The organism is Sphaerochaeta pleomorpha str. Grapes, from assembly GCF_000236685.1.
In the GTDB taxonomy this organism is placed as follows: Bacteria; Spirochaetota; Spirochaetia; order Sphaerochaetales; family Sphaerochaetaceae; genus Sphaerochaeta; species Sphaerochaeta pleomorpha.
This window is the reverse complement of sequence record NC_016633.1, coordinates 1,404,260-1,421,657: the sequence shown is the minus strand read 5'-3', so window position 1 is coordinate 1,421,657 and position 17,398 is coordinate 1,404,260. Positions and strand designations below refer to the sequence as shown.

General features: G+C 48.1%; 22 protein-coding genes. 9 read left to right on the top strand and 13 right to left on the bottom strand.

Annotation, left to right across the window (positions count from 1 at the left end; genetic code table 11):
* Positions 1-218: 218 nt before the first annotated feature.
* From SPIGRAPES_RS06525 to SPIGRAPES_RS06480, 10 genes are all read right to left on the bottom strand, one after another.
* Positions 219-1,943 (bottom strand): complex I subunit 5 family protein, encoded by a 1,725-nt coding sequence (locus SPIGRAPES_RS06525; RefSeq protein ID WP_014269976.1) that lies wholly within the window; start codon positions 1,941-1,943, stop codon positions 219-221.
* Positions 1,933-2,274 (bottom strand): Na+/H+ antiporter subunit C, encoded by a 342-nt coding sequence (locus SPIGRAPES_RS06520; RefSeq protein ID WP_014269975.1) that lies wholly within the window; start codon positions 2,272-2,274, stop codon positions 1,933-1,935. Before SPIGRAPES_RS06520 ends, SPIGRAPES_RS06525 begins: the two co-directional genes overlap by 11 nt.
* Positions 2,267-3,001 (bottom strand): hydrogen gas-evolving membrane-bound hydrogenase subunit E, encoded by a 735-nt coding sequence (mbhE, locus tag SPIGRAPES_RS16505; RefSeq protein WP_014269974.1) that lies wholly within the window; start codon positions 2,999-3,001, stop codon positions 2,267-2,269. The genes SPIGRAPES_RS06520 and mbhE overlap by 8 nt, the downstream gene beginning before the upstream one ends.
* Positions 2,998-3,237 carry a Na(+)/H(+) antiporter subunit B gene (locus SPIGRAPES_RS06510; RefSeq protein WP_014269973.1) on the bottom strand — a complete coding sequence of 80 codons (240 nt, stop codon included), beginning with the start codon at positions 3,235-3,237 and terminating at the stop codon, positions 2,998-3,000. Before SPIGRAPES_RS06510 ends, mbhE begins: the two co-directional genes overlap by 4 nt.
* The gene (locus tag SPIGRAPES_RS06505; RefSeq protein ID WP_014269972.1) at positions 3,234-3,572 is read right to left on the bottom strand and encodes a cation:proton antiporter; all 339 of its coding nucleotides are present in this window, start codon (positions 3,570-3,572) and stop codon (positions 3,234-3,236) included. The genes SPIGRAPES_RS06510 and SPIGRAPES_RS06505 overlap by 4 nt, the downstream gene beginning before the upstream one ends.
* Positions 3,569-3,859: an MrpF/PhaF family protein gene (locus SPIGRAPES_RS06500; protein WP_014269971.1), complete on the bottom strand. Its 291-nt coding sequence runs from the start codon at positions 3,857-3,859 to the stop codon at positions 3,569-3,571. The genes SPIGRAPES_RS06505 and SPIGRAPES_RS06500 overlap by 4 nt, the downstream gene beginning before the upstream one ends.
* Entirely contained in the window at positions 3,856-4,368 is a 513-nt protein-coding gene (locus SPIGRAPES_RS06495) for a Na+/H+ antiporter subunit E (RefSeq protein ID WP_014269970.1), read from the bottom strand. Before SPIGRAPES_RS06495 ends, SPIGRAPES_RS06500 begins: the two co-directional genes overlap by 4 nt.
* Positions 4,368-4,826, bottom strand: a complete 459-nt coding sequence (locus tag SPIGRAPES_RS16500) for a PTS sugar transporter subunit IIA (protein WP_014269969.1) — start codon at positions 4,824-4,826, stop codon at positions 4,368-4,370. The genes SPIGRAPES_RS06495 and SPIGRAPES_RS16500 overlap by 1 nt, the downstream gene beginning before the upstream one ends.
* 2 nt (positions 4,827-4,828) lie before the next feature.
* Positions 4,829-5,176 carry a P-II family nitrogen regulator gene (locus SPIGRAPES_RS06485; protein ID WP_014269968.1) on the bottom strand — a complete coding sequence of 116 codons (348 nt, stop codon included), beginning with the start codon at positions 5,174-5,176 and terminating at the stop codon, positions 4,829-4,831.
* A gap of 93 nt (positions 5,177-5,269) precedes the next feature.
* On the bottom strand, positions 5,270-5,554 hold the full coding sequence (locus SPIGRAPES_RS06480) for a type II toxin-antitoxin system RelB/DinJ family antitoxin (RefSeq protein WP_014269967.1): 285 nt from the start codon (positions 5,552-5,554) through the stop codon (positions 5,270-5,272).
* A 221-nt stretch (positions 5,555-5,775) separates the two neighbouring features.
* On the opposite strand from SPIGRAPES_RS06480, the gene hisG reads away from it, so the two are divergent.
* Genes hisG through hisIE form a run of 8 tightly spaced genes read left to right on the top strand, consistent with a single transcriptional unit; the run spans position 5,776 to position 12,902 of the window.
* Complete coding sequence (gene hisG / locus SPIGRAPES_RS06475) at positions 5,776-6,639, top strand: ATP phosphoribosyltransferase (protein WP_014269966.1); 864 nt, start codon at positions 5,776-5,778, stop codon at positions 6,637-6,639.
* A 12-nt stretch (positions 6,640-6,651) separates the two neighbouring features.
* Positions 6,652-7,959, top strand: coding sequence for a histidinol dehydrogenase (gene hisD, locus SPIGRAPES_RS06470; RefSeq protein WP_014269965.1), 1,308 nt, complete (start codon positions 6,652-6,654; stop codon positions 7,957-7,959).
* Positions 7,956-9,038, top strand: coding sequence for a histidinol-phosphate transaminase (gene hisC / locus SPIGRAPES_RS06465; RefSeq protein WP_014269964.1), 1,083 nt, complete (start codon positions 7,956-7,958; stop codon positions 9,036-9,038). Before hisD ends, hisC begins: the two co-directional genes overlap by 4 nt.
* Positions 9,028-10,185, top strand: a complete 1,158-nt coding sequence (gene hisB, locus SPIGRAPES_RS06460; RefSeq protein WP_014269963.1) for a bifunctional histidinol-phosphatase/imidazoleglycerol-phosphate dehydratase HisB — start codon at positions 9,028-9,030, stop codon at positions 10,183-10,185. Before hisC ends, hisB begins: the two co-directional genes overlap by 11 nt.
* Positions 10,182-10,775, top strand: a complete 594-nt coding sequence (gene hisH / locus SPIGRAPES_RS06455) for an imidazole glycerol phosphate synthase subunit HisH (protein WP_014269962.1) — start codon at positions 10,182-10,184, stop codon at positions 10,773-10,775. Before hisB ends, hisH begins: the two co-directional genes overlap by 4 nt.
* Positions 10,772-11,509, top strand: a complete 738-nt coding sequence (gene hisA, locus SPIGRAPES_RS06450) for a 1-(5-phosphoribosyl)-5-[(5-phosphoribosylamino)methylideneamino]imidazole-4-carboxamide isomerase (RefSeq protein WP_041384498.1) — start codon at positions 10,772-10,774, stop codon at positions 11,507-11,509. Before hisH ends, hisA begins: the two co-directional genes overlap by 4 nt.
* Entirely contained in the window at positions 11,499-12,281 is a 783-nt protein-coding gene (hisF, locus tag SPIGRAPES_RS06445; protein ID WP_014269960.1) for an imidazole glycerol phosphate synthase subunit HisF, read from the top strand. The genes hisA and hisF overlap by 11 nt, the downstream gene beginning before the upstream one ends.
* A 12-nt stretch (positions 12,282-12,293) precedes the next feature.
* Positions 12,294-12,902, top strand: a complete 609-nt coding sequence (gene hisIE, locus SPIGRAPES_RS06440) for a bifunctional phosphoribosyl-AMP cyclohydrolase/phosphoribosyl-ATP diphosphatase HisIE (protein ID WP_014269959.1) — start codon at positions 12,294-12,296, stop codon at positions 12,900-12,902.
* Positions 12,903-13,059: 157 nt separating this feature from the next.
* On the opposite strand, the gene SPIGRAPES_RS06435 is transcribed toward hisIE, so the two are convergent.
* Together SPIGRAPES_RS06435 and SPIGRAPES_RS06430 are read right to left on the bottom strand one after the other, a co-directional pair.
* A complete protein-coding gene (locus SPIGRAPES_RS06435) occupies positions 13,060-13,998 on the bottom strand; it encodes an SDR family NAD(P)-dependent oxidoreductase (protein WP_014269958.1) in 939 nt (312 codons plus the stop codon).
* Positions 13,999-14,011: 13 nt separating this feature from the next.
* The gene (locus SPIGRAPES_RS06430) at positions 14,012-14,452 is read right to left on the bottom strand and encodes a nuclear transport factor 2 family protein (RefSeq protein ID WP_014269957.1); all 441 of its coding nucleotides are present in this window, start codon (positions 14,450-14,452) and stop codon (positions 14,012-14,014) included.
* Between the two features lie 261 nt (positions 14,453-14,713).
* Between SPIGRAPES_RS06430 and SPIGRAPES_RS06425 the strand changes: the two genes are divergently transcribed.
* The gene (locus SPIGRAPES_RS06425) at positions 14,714-16,729 is read left to right on the top strand and encodes an FAD-dependent oxidoreductase (protein ID WP_014269956.1); all 2,016 of its coding nucleotides are present in this window, start codon (positions 14,714-14,716) and stop codon (positions 16,727-16,729) included.
* Between the two features lie 155 nt (positions 16,730-16,884).
* Here SPIGRAPES_RS06425 and SPIGRAPES_RS06420 read toward each other — a convergent pair whose 3' ends face one another.
* Positions 16,885-17,388 (bottom strand): cysteine hydrolase family protein, encoded by a 504-nt coding sequence (locus SPIGRAPES_RS06420; RefSeq protein WP_014269955.1) that lies wholly within the window; start codon positions 17,386-17,388, stop codon positions 16,885-16,887.
* Between the last annotated feature and the right edge of the window lie 10 nt (positions 17,389-17,398).

Sequence of the window (17,398 nt, the reverse complement as noted above, 5' to 3'; positions counted from 1 at the left end):
CCTATCATGGGGCTAAGTTTATAGTATGTCAATAAAAGGATATCTTGTCATAAGTTATCAATACTCAGATGCTTTGCCTTTTTTCTTGGACTGCCCAGCACGGCATACTGAAAACAGGCTTCAGTCTAACGTAAAACAGGGGACTAATTGAAACTGCAATAGCTGAAGAGACCAGAAAACCTAAGGGATGGTAAGTTGTCATTTCGTTTGGTTTTCCGTCATACAAAATATAGCCACGAGCCAAGGGTTGCAGCTGCAACAGCAAAAGCAAAGAAATGGTCCGTGAAAGTATGGGGTAGGTTGCGAATTCCAGACAAAAGATTGGAACCTGCCTTTGTGGATATAAGCAAAAACAGCAAAAGCCCCCCGATACTAGTAGAGAGCATTTTCAGTAGATTTGCCTCTGTATAGAAAGCGAAGGCTTTTGGTTTTGCTTTCAGCAGTTGGAGCAAAAAACCATAGATCGAGGGGGCAAAGAGGCCCCCTGCAATGCATAGCAGAGCTAAAAACAGAAGGGAGAGTTGCAGGGTTTTGGGAAATTTGATATCCCCTTGCTGGATTTTCTTCTGTGCAAGGACAGCATCCTTTTTCCTGACTGGCCAGAAAATCCTGGAGAGCTTGATAAAAGAGGCAACAGTCCCTACCCCGGCAGCGGTCAACAGATAATAGGAAAAGCTTCCTTTCAAAGAATAGGTTACAAGGGTTTTGCTATAATACCCATTGAATGGCACAATGGCTGTAATCGAGAAAACCCCTACAAAGAAACAAAGCATCGTCAAAGGAAATTTTTCTCCGCTTGCCTGTAGTATCCTGCTTGCATTGCGGATCTTGTAGACGTTTCTCTCCTTCGCATAGTCGATGGTTGTGCCTACACTCAAAAAGAGCAGTGCCTTGAATATGCCATGGTAGAGTGCATACATAAGGGCTCCTGCCATGAGGACTTTCCCCTCCGGTTTTTCCAATCCAACCGAGATGGCCATGCCCCAGGCACTGACCACATAGCCTATCTGGCTGATCGAATGATAGGCGAGCAGACGCTTGGCGTCTTTTTGTGAGAGGGCGGCGATAACACCTAAAAGAGCCGAGATGGACCCCGCATAGGCAAGCAGCAATGCAGCGTCCCCCCCTTTGGGGAAGAGAATCAATATGCGGGTGAGTGCAAAGAGGGGTACTTTGAGCAATACTCCCGAGAGCATTGCCGATACCGCATGGGGGGCCATGGAATGGGCATCGGCCAGCCACAGGGAGAGTGGCATGATGGCTACTCTGATAGCAATGGCAAGTATGATGCATATTAACGAAACCAGATAGGTTAGCTCCCCACTTGGGCTTAAAACCCCAAGATTTTGAGCTATTCCCTCATAGGAAAGGTTTCCGCTAAGCCGATATAGACCGAAGGTGCCCAAAAGGAAGAAAACCATAGCTGTCGCACTTACCATCAGATAGGAGAAAGAGGCGAAGGCTGCACCATCTTTTGGGGAACTGGCAATCAGGACATAGGAAGTAACTCCCAGAATCTCAAGGCACACAAACAGATTGAATATATCATAGGTCATCATCGTTGCCGCAAGCGAGGCTAGCTGGATGAGCAGAATCGTGGTAAAGGAACCATTTTTTGAATCTGCACCCCTTTGGTAGACCCAGGCAGCGATCCCTACTGTAAAACTTAGCAAATCCAGCAGCCAGGATAAACTGTCAAAGCGGTATCTGATTGCGATCCCTGCCTTCCAGGAACCTACCGTACCCTCTATTGCCGTTCCTTGGAAAACAGGATCCCAAAGGACAGCCAAGGCTAGTAGGGGAAGGAATAACCCTATAGCTGAGCCAAGATACTGTGCGGCAGTGGCTTTTCTCCCTTTGAAAAATGCTTTCCCACAGAGCGCAAAAGCTGCTCCCAGCAACGGAAGGCCTACCGGGGCAAACGCCCATTGCTCAAGATTCATGGTAGAGCCTCTCTCGTATCTCGTCGACTGCGAAGGTCCCGGTGGCCTGGTAGAGTTTGAATGCCAAGGCAAGTGCAAGGGCTGTCATACAGACCCCGATTACGATTGCGGTAAGCATCAAGGCTTGGGGGATGGGGTCGACTACCAAAGCGATGCCGTCCTCGAGGATGGGAACTTCCTCTCCGATACGGCTCCCTTCCAAGACAAAAAGCAGAACGACCGCACTGCTGACCAGCGAGAGGCCAAATATTTTTTTGATGATGTGTTTCTTGGCGACTATCGCCCAGAAACCAACAAGAAAGAGCAAGATTATAAGCAGTAGGTCAATCATGGTGGTTTATCCCCATCATCGCAATGCACATCATTGCGATACTTGTTCCGACTTTCAGTCCAATGAGTATATTCAGAAAAATGATGGATGCTTTCATTGTTTCCCCTGGAAGGGGTCCTATGAAAAGGCTTCCCGCAGAAACAGATACAAGAATAAGAAAGGAAGCTGCTTCAATCCTGACCAAAACTGCAGGGTCATTGAGTTTCATCTGATGTTCCGTCTGGTTTCCCAAAGCCAGGAAGATCATGGCTGAAGCGATGATCACCCCACCTTGGAATCCTCCTCCTGGTGATATGTGGCCATAGAGCATGACATAGAACCCGAAAAGCAGAACAATTGGGCCGAGTTTGCCTGAAACCGCTTCCATCAGATTGGTACGCAAAGCATGGGTTTTCCTTTTTTCCAAAGCGAGGGCAAACGAAACCTGCTCGTCCTTCGACTCCCTCTCTTCCCCTCTCTTCATCCCTTGGGAAAGGAGGGTGAGCGTTCCTATTACGGAAACCAACAAAACGATGGTTTCCCCCAAGGTGTCGAAAGCCCTATAGCCGAGGTAAATGGAACTTACCAGGTTCTTAGCCCCAGTTTCTTCCACTGCATTGGATTGCAGGTAATCCCTTGCGAGACTCTGGGGTGGGAAGGCAAAGGCTATGACAGGGTAGAGCAAGAAAGAAACAGTGAGCAAGGTGAATCCCAGTTGTAGGTTTCTCCAGAATCTAGTTGCTTTCATGTATCACCCTTGTCCTTTCGCTGGGTATTGCGGAGAGCCCAGACGAATATTACGGTGGAAACCCCGGCTCCTACTGCCGCTTCGGTAATGGCTACATCAGGGGCTTTGGCAAGGATGAACAACAGGGCTGAGACAATGCTGATTGCAGATAGGGCAAACACCCCATGGAGCAGGTCTCGTGACGAAATGGAGAAAATGGCAAGGGCAAGGATCAAGAGCAGGAGTATGGAGGTCATAGGCTTTCTTCCTTCTCCCCTGTTCTGGATTTTAGACTCTTTTTTGCTTCCGGCTGGAAATAATCCCAGATGAAACGGGCTACGATGGAGCTCCCCGTTGGTCCTGAGATCAAAAAGAAGGCTATGATAATGACAATACGTGCGGCCATGGCAAAGGAGTCGACCAAAAACAAGCAACCTATGAATAGGGAAAAAACGGTAGTGGTTCCAAGCAGGGAACTAGCCTGCATTGCCGAAAACGGGTCGCTAAAGCGAAACAAACCTATCAAGCCGCCAACGGCAAAGATTGCAGCAAGGGAAAAGAAAACCAGAGCGACAATTTCCTGCCAGTTCACTGTGGACCCCCTTTCGGCTCTTCTTCCCTTTCCTTGTTTTTCAGAAACCTGGTGATAGCGAGAAAACCAAGGAATCCGAAGATATCATAGACCAGGGCTACATCGAGGTAGAGAACCCTTCCTTTTTCCACCGCCCGGATCACGAGGAAAGCCAAGGCAACGGCAGACAGTATGTTCAAGGCAACGAGGCGGTGGGCTGTCGTTGGACCAAGGAGGAGCTTGAGAATGCAGAGGGCTGCACATACTACAAGCAAGTACTGCATGATTTCCAGCATAAGGTACTTCATAACCATACCTTGGCGATAATTCGCTCAATCCTGCCTTTTACTGACTCTCCCGCTGCCTTTGCATGGGTTGTTGTACTGAACAACCAGTGAATCGTAAGATGGTCATCATTGAGGTCGAGGGTGATGGTCCCCGGGGTAAGGGTTATTGAATTTGCCAGAGTCATTCTCGAGAGATCGCTACGGAGATGGGTCCTGAAATGAACGATTCTTGGGTTGGTTTTCCCTGTAATGACAGCGATGAGCATCTTGAAACTCGATTGGTATATCAGAAATACCAATACAAACAAATAGGCAACCAGGGCAAAGGGATTGGGGAGAAAGAAATGGATGTTTGCCTGATGATAGGGGATGAAAATGCCATAGGTAAGGGCTGCTATCATCAAAGAGCCCAAGAACCCCGAGACAAGGGAGAACCAGCCGATTCCGGCGGTAAAGAGAAGCCAGACTGCAAACAGGAAGAGGGTGGTGAAGCATAACCGCAAGAGAACCCATTTTCGTTCTGCCTTCATTACTGCTCCTTATTACAAATCAGTTGGTGAAAGTCCTCGCTTGTCTTTGCCTGTAAGAGGCCTTTTCTGAATTCGGATGCATGGAGGAGCCTTGCAATACGGGAAAGAATCTTGATGTGGAACAGGGGACTCGACTGTGGCCCTACGAGCAAGAAGAAGAGGGCTACGGGAAGTTTGTCGTCGGCACCAAGGTCAAGGGGAGGGGAAAGCCTTGCTACGGCGATGAAGGTCTTTTTCATTTCAGTACACCTGGCATGGGAAATAGCACAGCCAAATCCCATGCAAACCGTCGAGAAACCTGGGTTTGTAAGGACTTTTTCCATCATAGGGGCAGGGGCCTGCTGCGGATGTGCCTCGGAGATGGTGGTGAGCAAAGATTTCAGTATTTGCTGAAGATCCTGGCAATCCATATCAAGAAGGATGCATTGTTTGTCCAATAAATCACAAATCCCGGCCATGTCTACTCCTCTTCCTTTTCCCCGATCAACCCAGTAGCCCAGTCTACCGGTACGGTAAACATGATGCCTGTCCCAGCCTTTTCCAGCGAACCCACGATACCTTCGATCAAGGTTTTTACTTTGGCTATGGATTCTTCATTGCGAACCACAGAGATAATTGTCTTGTTATAGGGTTTGTTTCCTTTCATGAAATCCTTGAAGCTCGCAAACAAAGGCACTTCATAGGTAAGGAACCGGCCCATGCCTTCGGAATCAAGGATGGTGGCCCCATCGATTCCGGCCTCAATATAGGCCTCCATCACTTCTTCGAGGTATTCTTCGTTGTTCAGTATGAAAACAAATAATTTCATCAGCGGGTGTTACCTTAAGCAATTATGCTTTCAAAGAATCAGAAAACTGTATGCCAAATAGTACCATGCGCTCTAAAGAGAGGTCAAACTGTTTCAGAAAGAGGTTTCGGGACCTAGGTCGAACAAGCCCTGGTCCTCGGTAGTATCCAGGTAACTCACTTCCCCATAGACAAGATTGAGGATTTCTTCCTTTTGGCTTTTCTTGGTTTCTTCCGATTCCTGGGCAAAGGGAAGCATTCCCTCTTTTACAACCTGCTGCAGAAACAAATTGCAGGCATAGTCCAGTGAACAGGGAAGACTGGCGAGAATTTTCTCGGCCTTCCTAAGGGTGTTTATATCGACTTCCAACGTTATCGTAGCCTTGGTATTTGTTTCCATATGGTGCAATAGTAAATTTATAGCAAGTTTCTGTAAATAGTATTTCCATTTGGTATTGACATAACTTTCTCTCAAATAGTAAGGTCAGCATATGAACAAGAACCATTACAGCCTCCACCATCACGTATTGTATAACCAACCGTAGACAGGTGTGGACTGTAACATATATATACAGACCTCCGCATGTCGCGGGGGTTTTTTCGTATTTAAAGGAGAACGTCATGGAAAAAATGTTGCGGATCGCCGTCCAGAAAAGTGGAAGACTCAGCGAGAAATCCCTCGAGATTATCAAAAACTGTGGGATTAAGTTTGGTTCGGACTCTCGGGTTCTCAAAGAACAGGCCTCAAACTTTCCCATAGAGTTTCTTTATGTACGTGACGATGATATCCCAACCTATGTACGTGACGGGGTTGCCGATATCGGCATAGTCGGCAGAAACGAATACGACGAACAGGCCATCGACCTCGCAATTATCCGTGACCTTGGGTTTGCAAAATGCCGTCTGAGCATCGCAGTTCCCAACGATTTTACCTACACCGGCCTTTCCTGCCTGCAAGGAAAACGCATAGCAACCAGTTATCCGCATATCCTTGCAGGAGTTCTCAAAGAAAACAAGGTGACTGCCTCCTTTGTACAGGTTTCCGGTTCAGTTGAGGTTACCCCGGCTGTCGGTATTTCCGATGCAATCTGTGATTTGGTAAGCACCGGGGCAACCCTTGCCATGAATGGACTGAGGGAAGTGGAGACCATCTACACCTCGACAGCCGTCATGATCGGGCGTAACGAAATGGGGGATGACCAAAAGAGTTCCATCTTGAAACGGCTCATGCTTCGCATCGATGCAGTGATGCGGGCCAACAACTATAAATATGTAATCTTCAACCTTCCCGAGGAACACCTTGACCAGGTTGCCAGGATTGTCGGTGGGATGAAAAGCCCAACGGTAACCCGTTTGATGGAAAAAGGGTGGGTATCGGTACAGACCGTCGTTGCAGAAGACACGTTCTGGGATGTCTTTGAACAGTTGAAAGACCTTGGTGCACAAGGTATTCTGGTTACTCCGATCGAGAAAATGACCGAATAGGAGAAGAAGAGCATGGCATACTTGAGCCGAGACTTTGAACCAGCGGAGGGAATTCTCGCATCCCTGCTAATGCGCAATAGTTCTGACAACAAGGAAGTGGAGACTATCGTCTCCGAGGTGCTTGCTTCGGTAAAGCGAGAAGGCGATTCTGCACTCTTTTCCTTAGAGAAAGCCTTTGACAAGGTTGATTTGGCCTCTCTTTCTGTTTCTGAGGAAGAGTTTGCCTATGCACAAACCCTTGTTTCCCCGTCTTTGCAAAAAGCTTTGGGTGTTGCAAAAAGAAATATCCATATCTTTCATCAGCTGCAGATGCCTGTAGGCGAAACGGTTGAAGTCATGGAAGGGGTCTCTCTCTCACGTAAAATCGTCCCGATCGACAGTGTCGGCCTTTATATCCCGGGGGGGACCGCCCCGCTTTTTTCTACCGTCCTGATGCTTGCAATCCCTGCCAAGGTTGCCGGTTGCAAGCACATCAGTCTGTGTACTCCACCGCGCAAAGACGGGACGATTCACCCGGCAATCCTCTATGCTGCAAAGTTGAGCGGCGTAGACAGCGTGTTTAAGGTCGGGGGTGCCCAGGCCATTGCAGCAATGGCTTACGGAACAGAAACAATTCCCAAGGTAGATAAAATCTTTGGCCCTGGGAACCGGTTTGTCACTGCAGCCAAGATTCAGGTCAATAGCGAATGTTGTTCCATCGACATGCCAGCCGGACCAAGCGAGGTAATGGTGGTTGCCACCGTCGATGCAGATCCTTCGTTTGTTGCAAGTGACCTGCTCAGCCAGGCGGAACACGGGAAAGACAGCCAGGCGATGTTGGTAGTCCAAGCTGATCAGGAAGAAGGCTATGCTTTTTTGGATCGGGTCGAAGAAGCTTTGTCTGCGCAACTTGCTACCTTGGACAGGCACGAATACCTGTTGCCCTCCCTTTCCCATTCCCATGCTATCGTTTGCCAAAGACTCGAAACGGTAGCCTCTGTAGTCAACCGGTATGCACCGGAACACCTGATTATTAACACCACGAACCCAAAGGAACTGGAAGAGTTGGTAACCAACGCAGGTTCCCTGTTTCTTGGCCCTTGGTCGTGCGAAAGCGCCGGGGACTACGCCAGCGGGACGAATCACACGCTTCCCACCAATGGCTGGGCACATAGCTACAGCGGGGTGAGCGTAGATTCCTTTATCAAGAAATTAACCATTCAGACCCTGTCCAGAAAAGGTTTGGAAAACCTAGGGCCTACCATAGAGACCATGGCCGAGGCTGAACTACTTTCGGCGCATAAAAATGCCGTTACACTACGATTGCGGAGGAAAGCATGAAGGAACTGCTGCGTGATAATATTGCGAATCTCATACCCTACAGTTGTGCCAGAAACGATTTCAAGGGTAAGGCAGACGTCTATCTCGATGCAAATGAAAACTGGCGTGACTATGTCGGGGACAAAAACCGCAACCGGTACCCCGACCCTTTATGCACGGTTTTACGTACTGCATTGGACGAGGTCCTTGGTCTTCCTTTCTCCCATACGGTAGTGGGGAACGGAAGCGATGAGATAATCGACAACCTTTTCAGGATGTTCTGCAGGCCTGGTAAGGATTCGGTAATCATCATGCCTCCCACCTATGGGGCCTACCGGGTGTTTGCCGATATCAATGATGTTGCCGTCAGGGAAATCTCCCTGACTGAAGACTTTGCTTTGGATTTTGATGCGCTTATACAATATCTCAAGCAGGAAAAATTGGAGCGGACGGCAGATTCCCGTTGCAAAATGCTCTTTATCTGCAGCCCGAACAACCCCAGCGGCAATGCCTTTCCCCTTGACCAGATTGAGCGTGTCTGTTCACTTTTCGATGGTATTACGATTGTCGATGAAGCGTATTTTGATTTCTCTCCCTATGCAAGTGCCCTCACGTTGCAGGAGAAATTCCCCAATCTGGTGGTTCTGCGAACGCTTTCCAAGTGTTGGGCCTTGGCTAATGCCCGTGTCGGCATTTGCATTGCAAGCGAAGAACTCTGTGCGGTAATGGCAAGTATGAAATACCCGTACAATGTCCCAGGTCCTTCCCAGGAAATCGCCCTTGAGGTCCTCAAAGAAGCATCTCCGGTCAAAGCTGGGTTGACCTCTATTCTCGCTGCCCGAAAAATGATGGAAAAAGAGTTGCTTCAAATTCCCTGTGTGGAGAAAATCTTTCCCAGTGATTCGAATTTTCTCTTGGTCAGGGTAAGCGATGCCACAGCTCTCTACCGGTATCTTGCCGAAAACGGTATCATTGTACGGAACAGAAGCAAGGAGAAATATTGTGCCAATTGCCTGCGTATCACAGTAGGGAACGAAGCAGAAAACAATGCATTGCTTACTTGTATGAGAGAATTCAAAGGGGTGTCCAATGGAAAATAAGCAATATAAGCCTGTCCTGTTCCTTGACCGGGATGGGATTATCGTAATCGAAGACCAGATTGATAGCTTGGAAAAGGTCATTTTTATCCCTGGGGTTTTCAATGCCCTTGCCCGTTTGAGAAAAGAATCCGATTTTTATTTTGCAATGGTAAGCAACCAGGACGGGGTAGGGACTCCCTCCTTTCCCCAAGAGGCTTTTTCCATTCCCCATGCGCGTATCATGGAAACCCTGCAGGGGGAGGGCATTGACTTCGATGCCGTCCATGTCGACCTCTCCCTTCCCTCAGACAACTGCCCGGGCAGAAAACCCAAGATAGGAATGTTGGGCGAGTATCTGAGCGGAGAGTATGACCTAGAACATTCGGTGATGATCGGTGATCGCCTAACCGATGTTGAACTGGCCCATAACCTTGGCTGCAAGGCAGTCTGGTTTGCAAATCCTGAGAGGGAGACCGAATTGGACGAAGGAAGGGCAAAGGAACTGAACCTTCGCGAAAGCTGCATTTTGATAAGTGATGACTGGCCAACGGTTGCAGGTTTTTTGCTTGGGGATAAGAAACTCATGAGCAGGACTGCTACGGTTGTGCGAAAGACAAAAGAAACAGCGATTGAGCTTTCGGTAAACCTCGATGGAACAGGAAGGGGCCAGGTTTCCACAGGGATTGCGTTCTTCGACCATATGCTTGACCAGATTGTCCGTCATACCGGTTTTGATATCCACTTGCATGCCCATGGAGACCTGATCGTCGATGAACACCACACCGTCGAGGATGTTGGCCTGGCCTTGGGACAGGCAGTCAGGGAAGCGTTGGCTGACAAGCGGGGAATCTCCCGGTATGGGTTTGAAATACTTCCCATGGATGAGGTGCTTTCCCAGGTCGCCCTCGATTTCTCAGGCCGTCCCTATTTTGTCTGGGACGTTTCTTTCAAGCGTGAATATGTGGGGACCTTCCCGACCGAGATGGTCGAGCATTTTTTCAAATCGTTTTGTGACGAGAGTAAGTGCAACCTCAATATGAAGGTATCTGAGGGGAACACCCATCATCAGGTGGAGGCGTTGTTCAAGGCTTTCGCCCGGGCGATGAAGAAGGCAGTGCACCGGTATCCCTGGTCAGACAGTCTTCCTTCAACAAAGGGGGTCCTGTGAACATTACAATCGTAAAATACAATGCAGGAAATACTCGTTCGGTGCTCTGTGCCCTTCACCGGCTTGGGTATGAAGCCACTGTAAGCGATGACCCTGCAGTGCTTTGCGCTGCAGACCGGGTTGTTTTTCCCGGGGTCGGAGAGGCTTCCACCGCAATGGAATACCTTAAGAAGACTCACCTGGATGAGGTTCTTGTTGCCCTGAAACAACCTTTTCTGGGAATCTGTCTAGGCATGCAGCTCATGTGCTCGCACAGTGAGGAAAATGATACGACCTGCTTGGGCATGTTCGATGTCCCTGTTTTGAAATTTCCCCCAGATACCGGGGAGAAAATCCCTCATATGGGTTGGAATACGATTGAGACCAAGGATGATCCGCTGTTTTCTGGATTAAGTGAAAATCGTTGGTGCTATTTTGTCCATAGCTACTATGTCCCGCTCTGTGAGGAAACGATTGCCTCCACTGAATATGCATCGGTATGCTTTTCTGCAAGCCTTCACCGGGATAATTTCTGGGGGTGCCAGTTCCACCCCGAAAAAAGCGGTAGCGTAGGCGAGCAGATTCTCAAGAATTTTCTGGAGGCCCTATGATGGATCTTATCCCTGCCATTGATATTATCAAGGGTGCCTGTGTCAGACTCAGCCAAGGCGACTATGCCTCAAAGAAAGAGTATGGCGCCGACCCTTTGGAAATGGCCAAGCGGTTTGAGGACTTTGGTTTGCATCGGTTGCACCTTGTTGACCTTGAAGGGGCCAAAGGTGGTGAAATCATCAATATCAAGACCTTGGAGCGGATTGCCAACCATACCAAGCTGGTTATTGACTTTGGCGGTGGTATCAAAACGACAGAATCTCTGAAAATGGCATTCGAAAGCGGGGCCTCCATGGTTACCTGTGGATCGATTGCAGCAAAGGAATCTGAGTTGGTTTTCCAGTGGTTGGAAACATTTGGCAAAGACAAGCTCATACTCGGAGCCGATGCAAAAGATGGGAATATAGCCACCACCGGTTGGACCGAGTCTTCAAAATGGAAGATCGGGCCGTTTATCGATATGTTTTTGCAAAAGGGCTTTGAACGGGTAATCTGTACTGACATAGCCTGTGACGGTATGCTTGGTGGCCCTTCTTTTGCTTTGTACAGGAATTTGTTGGAAACCAGGGAGAACCTTCGGCTCATAGCCTCTGGGGGGATCTCCTCGATCGAGGATTTACGCCTTCTCAAAACCATAGGTCTCGACGGGGCCATTATCGGAAAAGCTCTCTATGAGGGTCATATTTCCCTTGGACAGTTGAGTGCATTCAAGGAGGAAAGCGATGCTAGCTAAACGTATTATCCCGTGTCTCGATATCAGGGACGGACGGACCGTGAAAGGAGTCAACTTTGTAAACCTCAGGGATGCAGGCGATGCTGTCGAGCTGGCCGAGGCCTATAGCCGCTCAGGGGCAGATGAGTTGACCTTTCTCGATATTACCGCAACGGTAGAGAACCGGGGAACCTTCAGTTCCCTGGTCAGACGAATCTCTGACCATATCGGCATCCCTTTCACCGTTGGTGGGGGCATTCGTACCATCGAAGATGTAGGCATCCTTCTGGACAGTGGGGCCGACAAGATTTCCATCAATAGCCAGGCAGTTGCAAAACCCTCGGTAATCGATAGCTTGGCCCTCCAGTATGGTTCCCAATGTGTGGTCTGTGCCATCGATGCCAGACGCAACCCAGCATTCGATAAGGATGGAAAGGAAGGCTGGGAAGTGTATGTACATGGGGGGAGAATACCGACCGGGAGGGAAGTGGTTTCCTGGGCCCAGGAGGTGTATAGCCGTGGGTGTGGGGAAATCCTTCTGACTTCCATGGAACATGACGGCACCAAGGGCGGTTTTGCCCTCGATCTGACAAGCAGGGTTTCCCAAAGTGTCGGTATCCCTGTCATTGCCAGTGGCGGGGCAGGGGTGATGGAAGATTTCATCGATGTGTTTACCACCGGAAAGGCTGATGCAGCCCTTGCTGCCTCTATTTTCCATTTTCATGAAATAGACATACCGGAATTGAAGATTTTTCTTTCCCAACATGGTATAACTATGCGTAACCTGCAGTAAGGAGATTTAGAAATGGGACTTGATTTTACAAAACAGGATGGGTTGATCCCCGCTATTATCCAGGATGCAGTTACCCGTAGGGTTTTGATGCTAGGCTATATGAACGAGGAATCGCTTCAGATTACCCGAGACCGCGGGTTGGTAACCTTTTGGTCTCGCAGCAGGCAGAAGCTTTGGACAAAGGGTGAAACCAGCGGAAATTATCTGCAGGTTCGTGAAATTATCGAGGATTGTGACGAAGATACCTTGTTGATCAAAGCAATCCCTACCGGTCCTGTATGTCACACCGGCAGTGATACCTGCTTCAATGAAGTGAATGACCCTGCCGAGGTTACCTCCAGTGAATTTTTGTTCTATCTGGAGCAGGTAATCAATGACAGGAGAGAGTATCCCCAGGAAGGTTCCTATACGAACCACCTGTTCAGCCGCGGGCTGAACAAGATTGCCCAGAAGGTCGGTGAAGAAGCCGTAGAGCTGGTAATTGAGAGCAAGGATGACAATAAGCCGCTTTTCCTTGGGGAGGCAGCGGATCTGATGTATCATTTCCTGGTCCTGCTTGCCGAAAAGAACGTTAAATTCAGCGAAGTAGTCGAGGTACTCAAAGGGCGTCATAGCCGCTAGGACAAACACTTCCAACCATATCGCCTGCTTATACACAAGAGCGGGCGATAGCTTTTTGTAAGGGGATACGTAATTTTTAAACCAAGTTCCCAATCGATAGTGCCTGGATTTCCAGATGACTGTGCCCCTGCGATTATAAGCTTGTAGTGTTTTTCGCCTATTGCAGTCCTCCCATTTCAAGGCTTATCTGCCAGAGTTTTTCTGCCACGATAGGATCAAGGGCATGGGGAGCCGGGATTTCTTCAGTGGTTAAGTTGAAGAATTTCCCACTTACTCCCTCGACTTCTGTTGAGACCCCAAGGTAATAGAGGGCCTGGGCCGAGATTACGGGTGTCCTGGCTTTCGGGTTTATCAGCAGGTGTTTGAAAAGCTTATACACACGGCCGTTGTTTTCACCCATATTTGTCTTTACATCGCCTGGATGCATGGCATTTATGGTTATCCCGCTATTTTGAAAATACTGGGAGAACTGAAACATGGATAGTAACTGTGCGGTTTTGGCTGAACCATATCCTTTCAAGCCGGTGTAGTGCTGTTTCTGCCAGCGCAGGTCATCTGTTTTTAGCCCGGCGATTGCAAACCGGTGGCCTTCAGAGTTCACAAATATAATCCGGGCATGTTTCTGCTGTCTCAGCTTTTCTTGCAAGCGATGGTTTATGATAAACGATGCCAGGTAGTTGATTTGAAAGACTTCTTCGATATTGTCACCAGTAAATCGTCTTTTCGTATTGTAGACGCCTGCATTATGAATGAGTACGGCAATATCTTGCTGGAGGCCGGCCAGCATGTCTGCAGTTGCCTTGATTTGGTCAAGATGTGCGAAATCAGCCAAAAAAAAGGTACATGGGACGTTGAATTCGCGTTGGATTTCTTGCTTCAGGCGTTCTGATTTTTCCTTGTTCCTGTTGACCAGGAGTAGTTCGGCACCATGAGAAGCGTAGAGCTTGGCAGTTTCATAGCCAATGCCGGAAGTGGCGCCAGTAATGACGACCAATTGCCCGTGGAAATCTTTATATTCTTCCTTTGGGGCAGCTTTGTTATTTTTAAGCATGGCTCCGATATTCGACCACTTGTATTTCTTTAAATAAGGATTCATTGTACGCATCACCTCAACCGAATTTTTTATGCATGAATTTCCGATACGCTTTGCCAAATCGGGGAATGTTGTCGAATATATCACCCCATAAATCGTAGTAATCGCGTTGTTCGATTATTTTCCCGCTTTCATTCAAGGTCACCCTGCTTGATCCATATACCGATGAGTTGGGATATTTTTTGAAGCTTAGGCTCATTTCCCATTCAAGGAATATGATGTTGCCGTTCTGGGCAGTGTTTTTCACATCCATCTTCAAATTGTTGGACCGTGCGATCAGACGTTCGGTCATGGCTTTGAATTCGCTGATACCATGGATTTTCTGGACACTGTCGCTAAAATATATGTCATCGTCATAGTAGGGCAAGATATGGGACCAGTCGGGTTTCCCCTCGGTATTATAGATGTTAGTCCAGAGGTCTTTCAGGTGGTCTTTGTCATGTATGTATGGCTCCATGCTACCGTACCGTACTCCTTATAATTTTGGAATTATAGCATGGTTTCATACTATCAATACAATTTTTGGCAGCAATTGGTCTGGCAAGAGGGCTCTTACTCTGTTGCGTTTTCTACTCTGGGTTGATAAAAAATGTCTGAAAGCCTGCTTGTCAGCTGATTGAAAACCTATCTGGAAACAGGCGAAAGAACTTCTTGAAAAATACTTGTCACTAGCAAATAATATTATTATATTCAGTTCGTTACCAGAGAGGAGAATTGGATGAAAGATCTTTTAATTATAGGTGGCGTTGCCGCAGGAGCAACTGCAGCCGCTAGGGCTCGTAGACTTGACAATACAGTAAACATTACATTGCTGGAGGCTGGAGCAGATGTCTCCTTTGCCAATTGTGGGCTTCCTTATTATATAGGCGGGGACATTGAATACCGTTCATCGTTGATCTTGGCGAGTGAAGAGACGTTTGATGAGCAATATAAGGTCAAAGTTCATACCCATACCGAAGCAATCGAGCTCGACCGGACACAAAAGAAAGTGAAGGCACGCAACACGAAGACAGGAAAGGAAGAATCGTTTTCCTATGATTCCCTTATCCTTGCCCAAGGTGGAAAACCGATTGTCCCTCCGCTTCCCGGTGTTGAGAAAGACCATGTCTTCCAATTGTGGACACTTTCTGACATGGATAAGATTGACCGTTTTATCACTGACAAAGAGCCTAAGAAAGCAGTCGTCGTAGGGGGAGGGTTCATCGGCCTGGAGATGGTCGAAGCTCTGACCAAGCGAGGCATATCTGTCACATTGGTGGAAATGGCACCACAGGTTATGCCCAATCTTGAGGGTGAGTTTGCCGGTCTCATTACCAAAGAACTTTTGGACTACGGGGTGCAGCTCAAACTGGGCAAGGCCTTGCAGGCAATAGAAGATACACGGGTTCTGCTTAATGACGGAACTACGATCGATACCGATTTTGTTTTGCTTTCCGTCGGTGTTCGCCCCACGTTGCAGTTGGCAAAAGATGCCGCCCTTACTATTGGAGCTTCAGGCGGCCTACAGGTCGACGAGTCTCTGCGCACCAGCGACCCTAACATCTTTGCCGCAGGCGATATGGTCGAAATTGCACATAACGTACTGGGGAAAACAGTGCGCATGCCGCTTGCAGGACCTGCCAACCGACAGGGAAGAATCGTAGGGGAGAATGCTCTCGGCGGTTCCCGCACCTATAAAGGTGTCTCGGGAACTTCAATCGTGAAAATCTTTGGCTCTGTGGCTGGGTCGACTGGTATGAGTCTGAAAGCAGCAAAAGAAGCCGGTTTTGATGCCGATGCTGTAGTGGTTCACAAGGCCAGCCATACCGCTTATTACCCAGGTTCCGAGAAAGTAAGCCTTATGTTGATCTTTGACCGCAAAAGCGAAAAAATTCTCGGAGCACAGGCTGGGGGGCGCGTGGGTGTCGATAAACGCATCGATGTAATGGCAACAGCCATAGCCGGAGGGTTGACCATACATGACCTTGCCGAGCTCGACCTTGCCTATGCACCGCCTTTCAACTCGCCTAATGGTCCTGTCAATATGGCTGCCTTTACCGCAGAAAACCACCTCAGCGCTTTCAGCCCCTCTGTGCTGGCTCAGGATGTGGAGCAATTCATATTGGAGAACCAACCTATTGCTATAGACTTGCGTGACCCGATCAGTTTTGCAAAGGCTAGCCTGAGAGGATCAAACAATTTGAGTCAGAATGTAATCAGGGAAAATGTGGACCAGATCCCTCAGGATCATCCCCTTCTTCTAATCAGTGATGATGGCCAGAAAGGGCATGTGGCGCTCAGAATGCTCAAGGGCTATGGTTTTGACAAGGTATTCAACCTGAGTGGTGGCTATATCAGCCTGGAGCGTTTTGCACGCGCAGTCGGGTATACACACCTGAGTGTCGGACTCTTCCCTGTTGTACGCAAGTCTGTCGAAAAGCTAGGGAAAGCAGATGCAGATACTGCAACTGCCGAAACAGAAGACGAGACCAGCGGTGTTGTATCTAATGGTCCAATTATCATCGATGTACGTACCCCGATGGAATTTTCCATGGGTGCCTACCCGGGGGCCATCAATGTAGATTTAGACAACCTACAGCAGTGGGCACAGGAATTTGAAGACAAAGACCATGCGATTATCGTCTATTGTGCTTCAGGGGCCCGCTCAAGTTATGGGATGCGTATCCTCAAGCAATTGGGTTTCACCAATGTTGAAAACGGTGGTGGCCTACACAATATGATGGCAAGGCAATAGAAGAACTGCAGAAGTATCTATGTCTCTTGTAAAGAGCATTGCCAGTATCTACTGAAATTACCGGTACCCTTTTAAAGAAGGGCCGGTAATTTTTTGGTATGGTCGATGATGGCAATTTTCCGTATTCCCCTCCCACTTGTTTCAAACGTCCGGTTTCACCGACTGTGTTCAGCTAACAAGTCATGCAAGCAAATAATGGTACTGCCTTTACTTTCATAGTAACGTAGCATTTCATCAATTTTCCTTTTATCATAACTGGTAATGCAATCTGCTAGGACCGTAACGCCATAGTGTGCTTTGCATAAGTTGTAACAGGTTGATTTAACACAAGCGACAGCATCTGCCCCTGCTATGTAGAAATCCTTTATTCCATGTGTACTGATAAAGTCAGCAAATTCTTCACAGCTTAATGCGTTTCCTTTGTATTTCGTAAACACATTCTCCGATACTATGTTCAAGTCTGGAGCTAATTCAGCCCCCCTTGTTCCGGGTTTGAAAGTCCTCGTTCCTGCAGATACATTTTCATGCCGTATATAAACAACATGAGTGTCAGTTTGTACTGCCCAGTCAATGGCTGCATTGATATTGCCAATGACATCCTTGTAATGTTTTGTTATGTCATTTTGAATATCGATTACTACTAAGGCTTTTTCCTGCATAGTGCTTCCT

Excerpts from the sequence above, each read along its gene's own strand:
- hisF (WP_014269960.1), top strand. The coding sequence starts at position 11,499 with ATGCTAGCTAAACGTATTATCCCGTGTCTCGATATCAGGGACGGACGG.
- SPIGRAPES_RS06495 (WP_014269970.1), bottom strand. The coding sequence starts at position 4,368 with ATGAAGGCAGAACGAAAATGGGTTCTCTTGCGGTTATGCTTCACCACC.
- hisC (WP_014269964.1), top strand. The coding sequence starts at position 7,956 with ATGAAGGAACTGCTGCGTGATAATATTGCGAATCTCATACCCTACAGT.
- mbhE (WP_014269974.1), bottom strand. The coding sequence starts at position 3,001 with ATGAAAGCAACTAGATTCTGGAGAAACCTACAACTGGGATTCACCTTG.
- SPIGRAPES_RS16500 (WP_014269969.1), bottom strand. The coding sequence starts at position 4,826 with ATGGCCGGGATTTGTGATTTATTGGACAAACAATGCATCCTTCTTGAT.
- hisD (WP_014269965.1), top strand. The coding sequence starts at position 6,652 with ATGGCATACTTGAGCCGAGACTTTGAACCAGCGGAGGGAATTCTCGCA.
- hisG (WP_014269966.1), top strand. The coding sequence starts at position 5,776 with ATGGAAAAAATGTTGCGGATCGCCGTCCAGAAAAGTGGAAGACTCAGC.
- hisIE (WP_014269959.1), top strand. The coding sequence starts at position 12,294 with ATGGGACTTGATTTTACAAAACAGGATGGGTTGATCCCCGCTATTATC.
- SPIGRAPES_RS06435 (WP_014269958.1), bottom strand. The coding sequence starts at position 13,998 with ATGAATCCTTATTTAAAGAAATACAAGTGGTCGAATATCGGAGCCATG.
- SPIGRAPES_RS06525 (WP_014269976.1), bottom strand. The coding sequence starts at position 1,943 with ATGAATCTTGAGCAATGGGCGTTTGCCCCGGTAGGCCTTCCGTTGCTG.
- SPIGRAPES_RS06520 (WP_014269975.1), bottom strand. The coding sequence starts at position 2,274 with ATGATTGACCTACTGCTTATAATCTTGCTCTTTCTTGTTGGTTTCTGG.
- SPIGRAPES_RS06485 (WP_014269968.1), bottom strand. The coding sequence starts at position 5,176 with ATGAAATTATTTGTTTTCATACTGAACAACGAAGAATACCTCGAAGAA.
- SPIGRAPES_RS06430 (WP_014269957.1), bottom strand. The coding sequence starts at position 14,452 with ATGGAGCCATACATACATGACAAAGACCACCTGAAAGACCTCTGGACT.
- hisA (WP_041384498.1), top strand. The coding sequence starts at position 10,772 with ATGATGGATCTTATCCCTGCCATTGATATTATCAAGGGTGCCTGTGTC.
- SPIGRAPES_RS06500 (WP_014269971.1), bottom strand. The coding sequence starts at position 3,859 with ATGAAGTACCTTATGCTGGAAATCATGCAGTACTTGCTTGTAGTATGT.
- hisB (WP_014269963.1), top strand. The coding sequence starts at position 9,028 with ATGGAAAATAAGCAATATAAGCCTGTCCTGTTCCTTGACCGGGATGGG.
- SPIGRAPES_RS06420 (WP_014269955.1), bottom strand. The coding sequence starts at position 17,388 with ATGCAGGAAAAAGCCTTAGTAGTAATCGATATTCAAAATGACATAACA.
- SPIGRAPES_RS06480 (WP_014269967.1), bottom strand. The coding sequence starts at position 5,554 with ATGGAAACAAATACCAAGGCTACGATAACGTTGGAAGTCGATATAAAC.
- SPIGRAPES_RS06510 (WP_014269973.1), bottom strand. The coding sequence starts at position 3,237 with ATGACCTCCATACTCCTGCTCTTGATCCTTGCCCTTGCCATTTTCTCC.
- SPIGRAPES_RS06425 (WP_014269956.1), top strand. The coding sequence starts at position 14,714 with ATGAAAGATCTTTTAATTATAGGTGGCGTTGCCGCAGGAGCAACTGCA.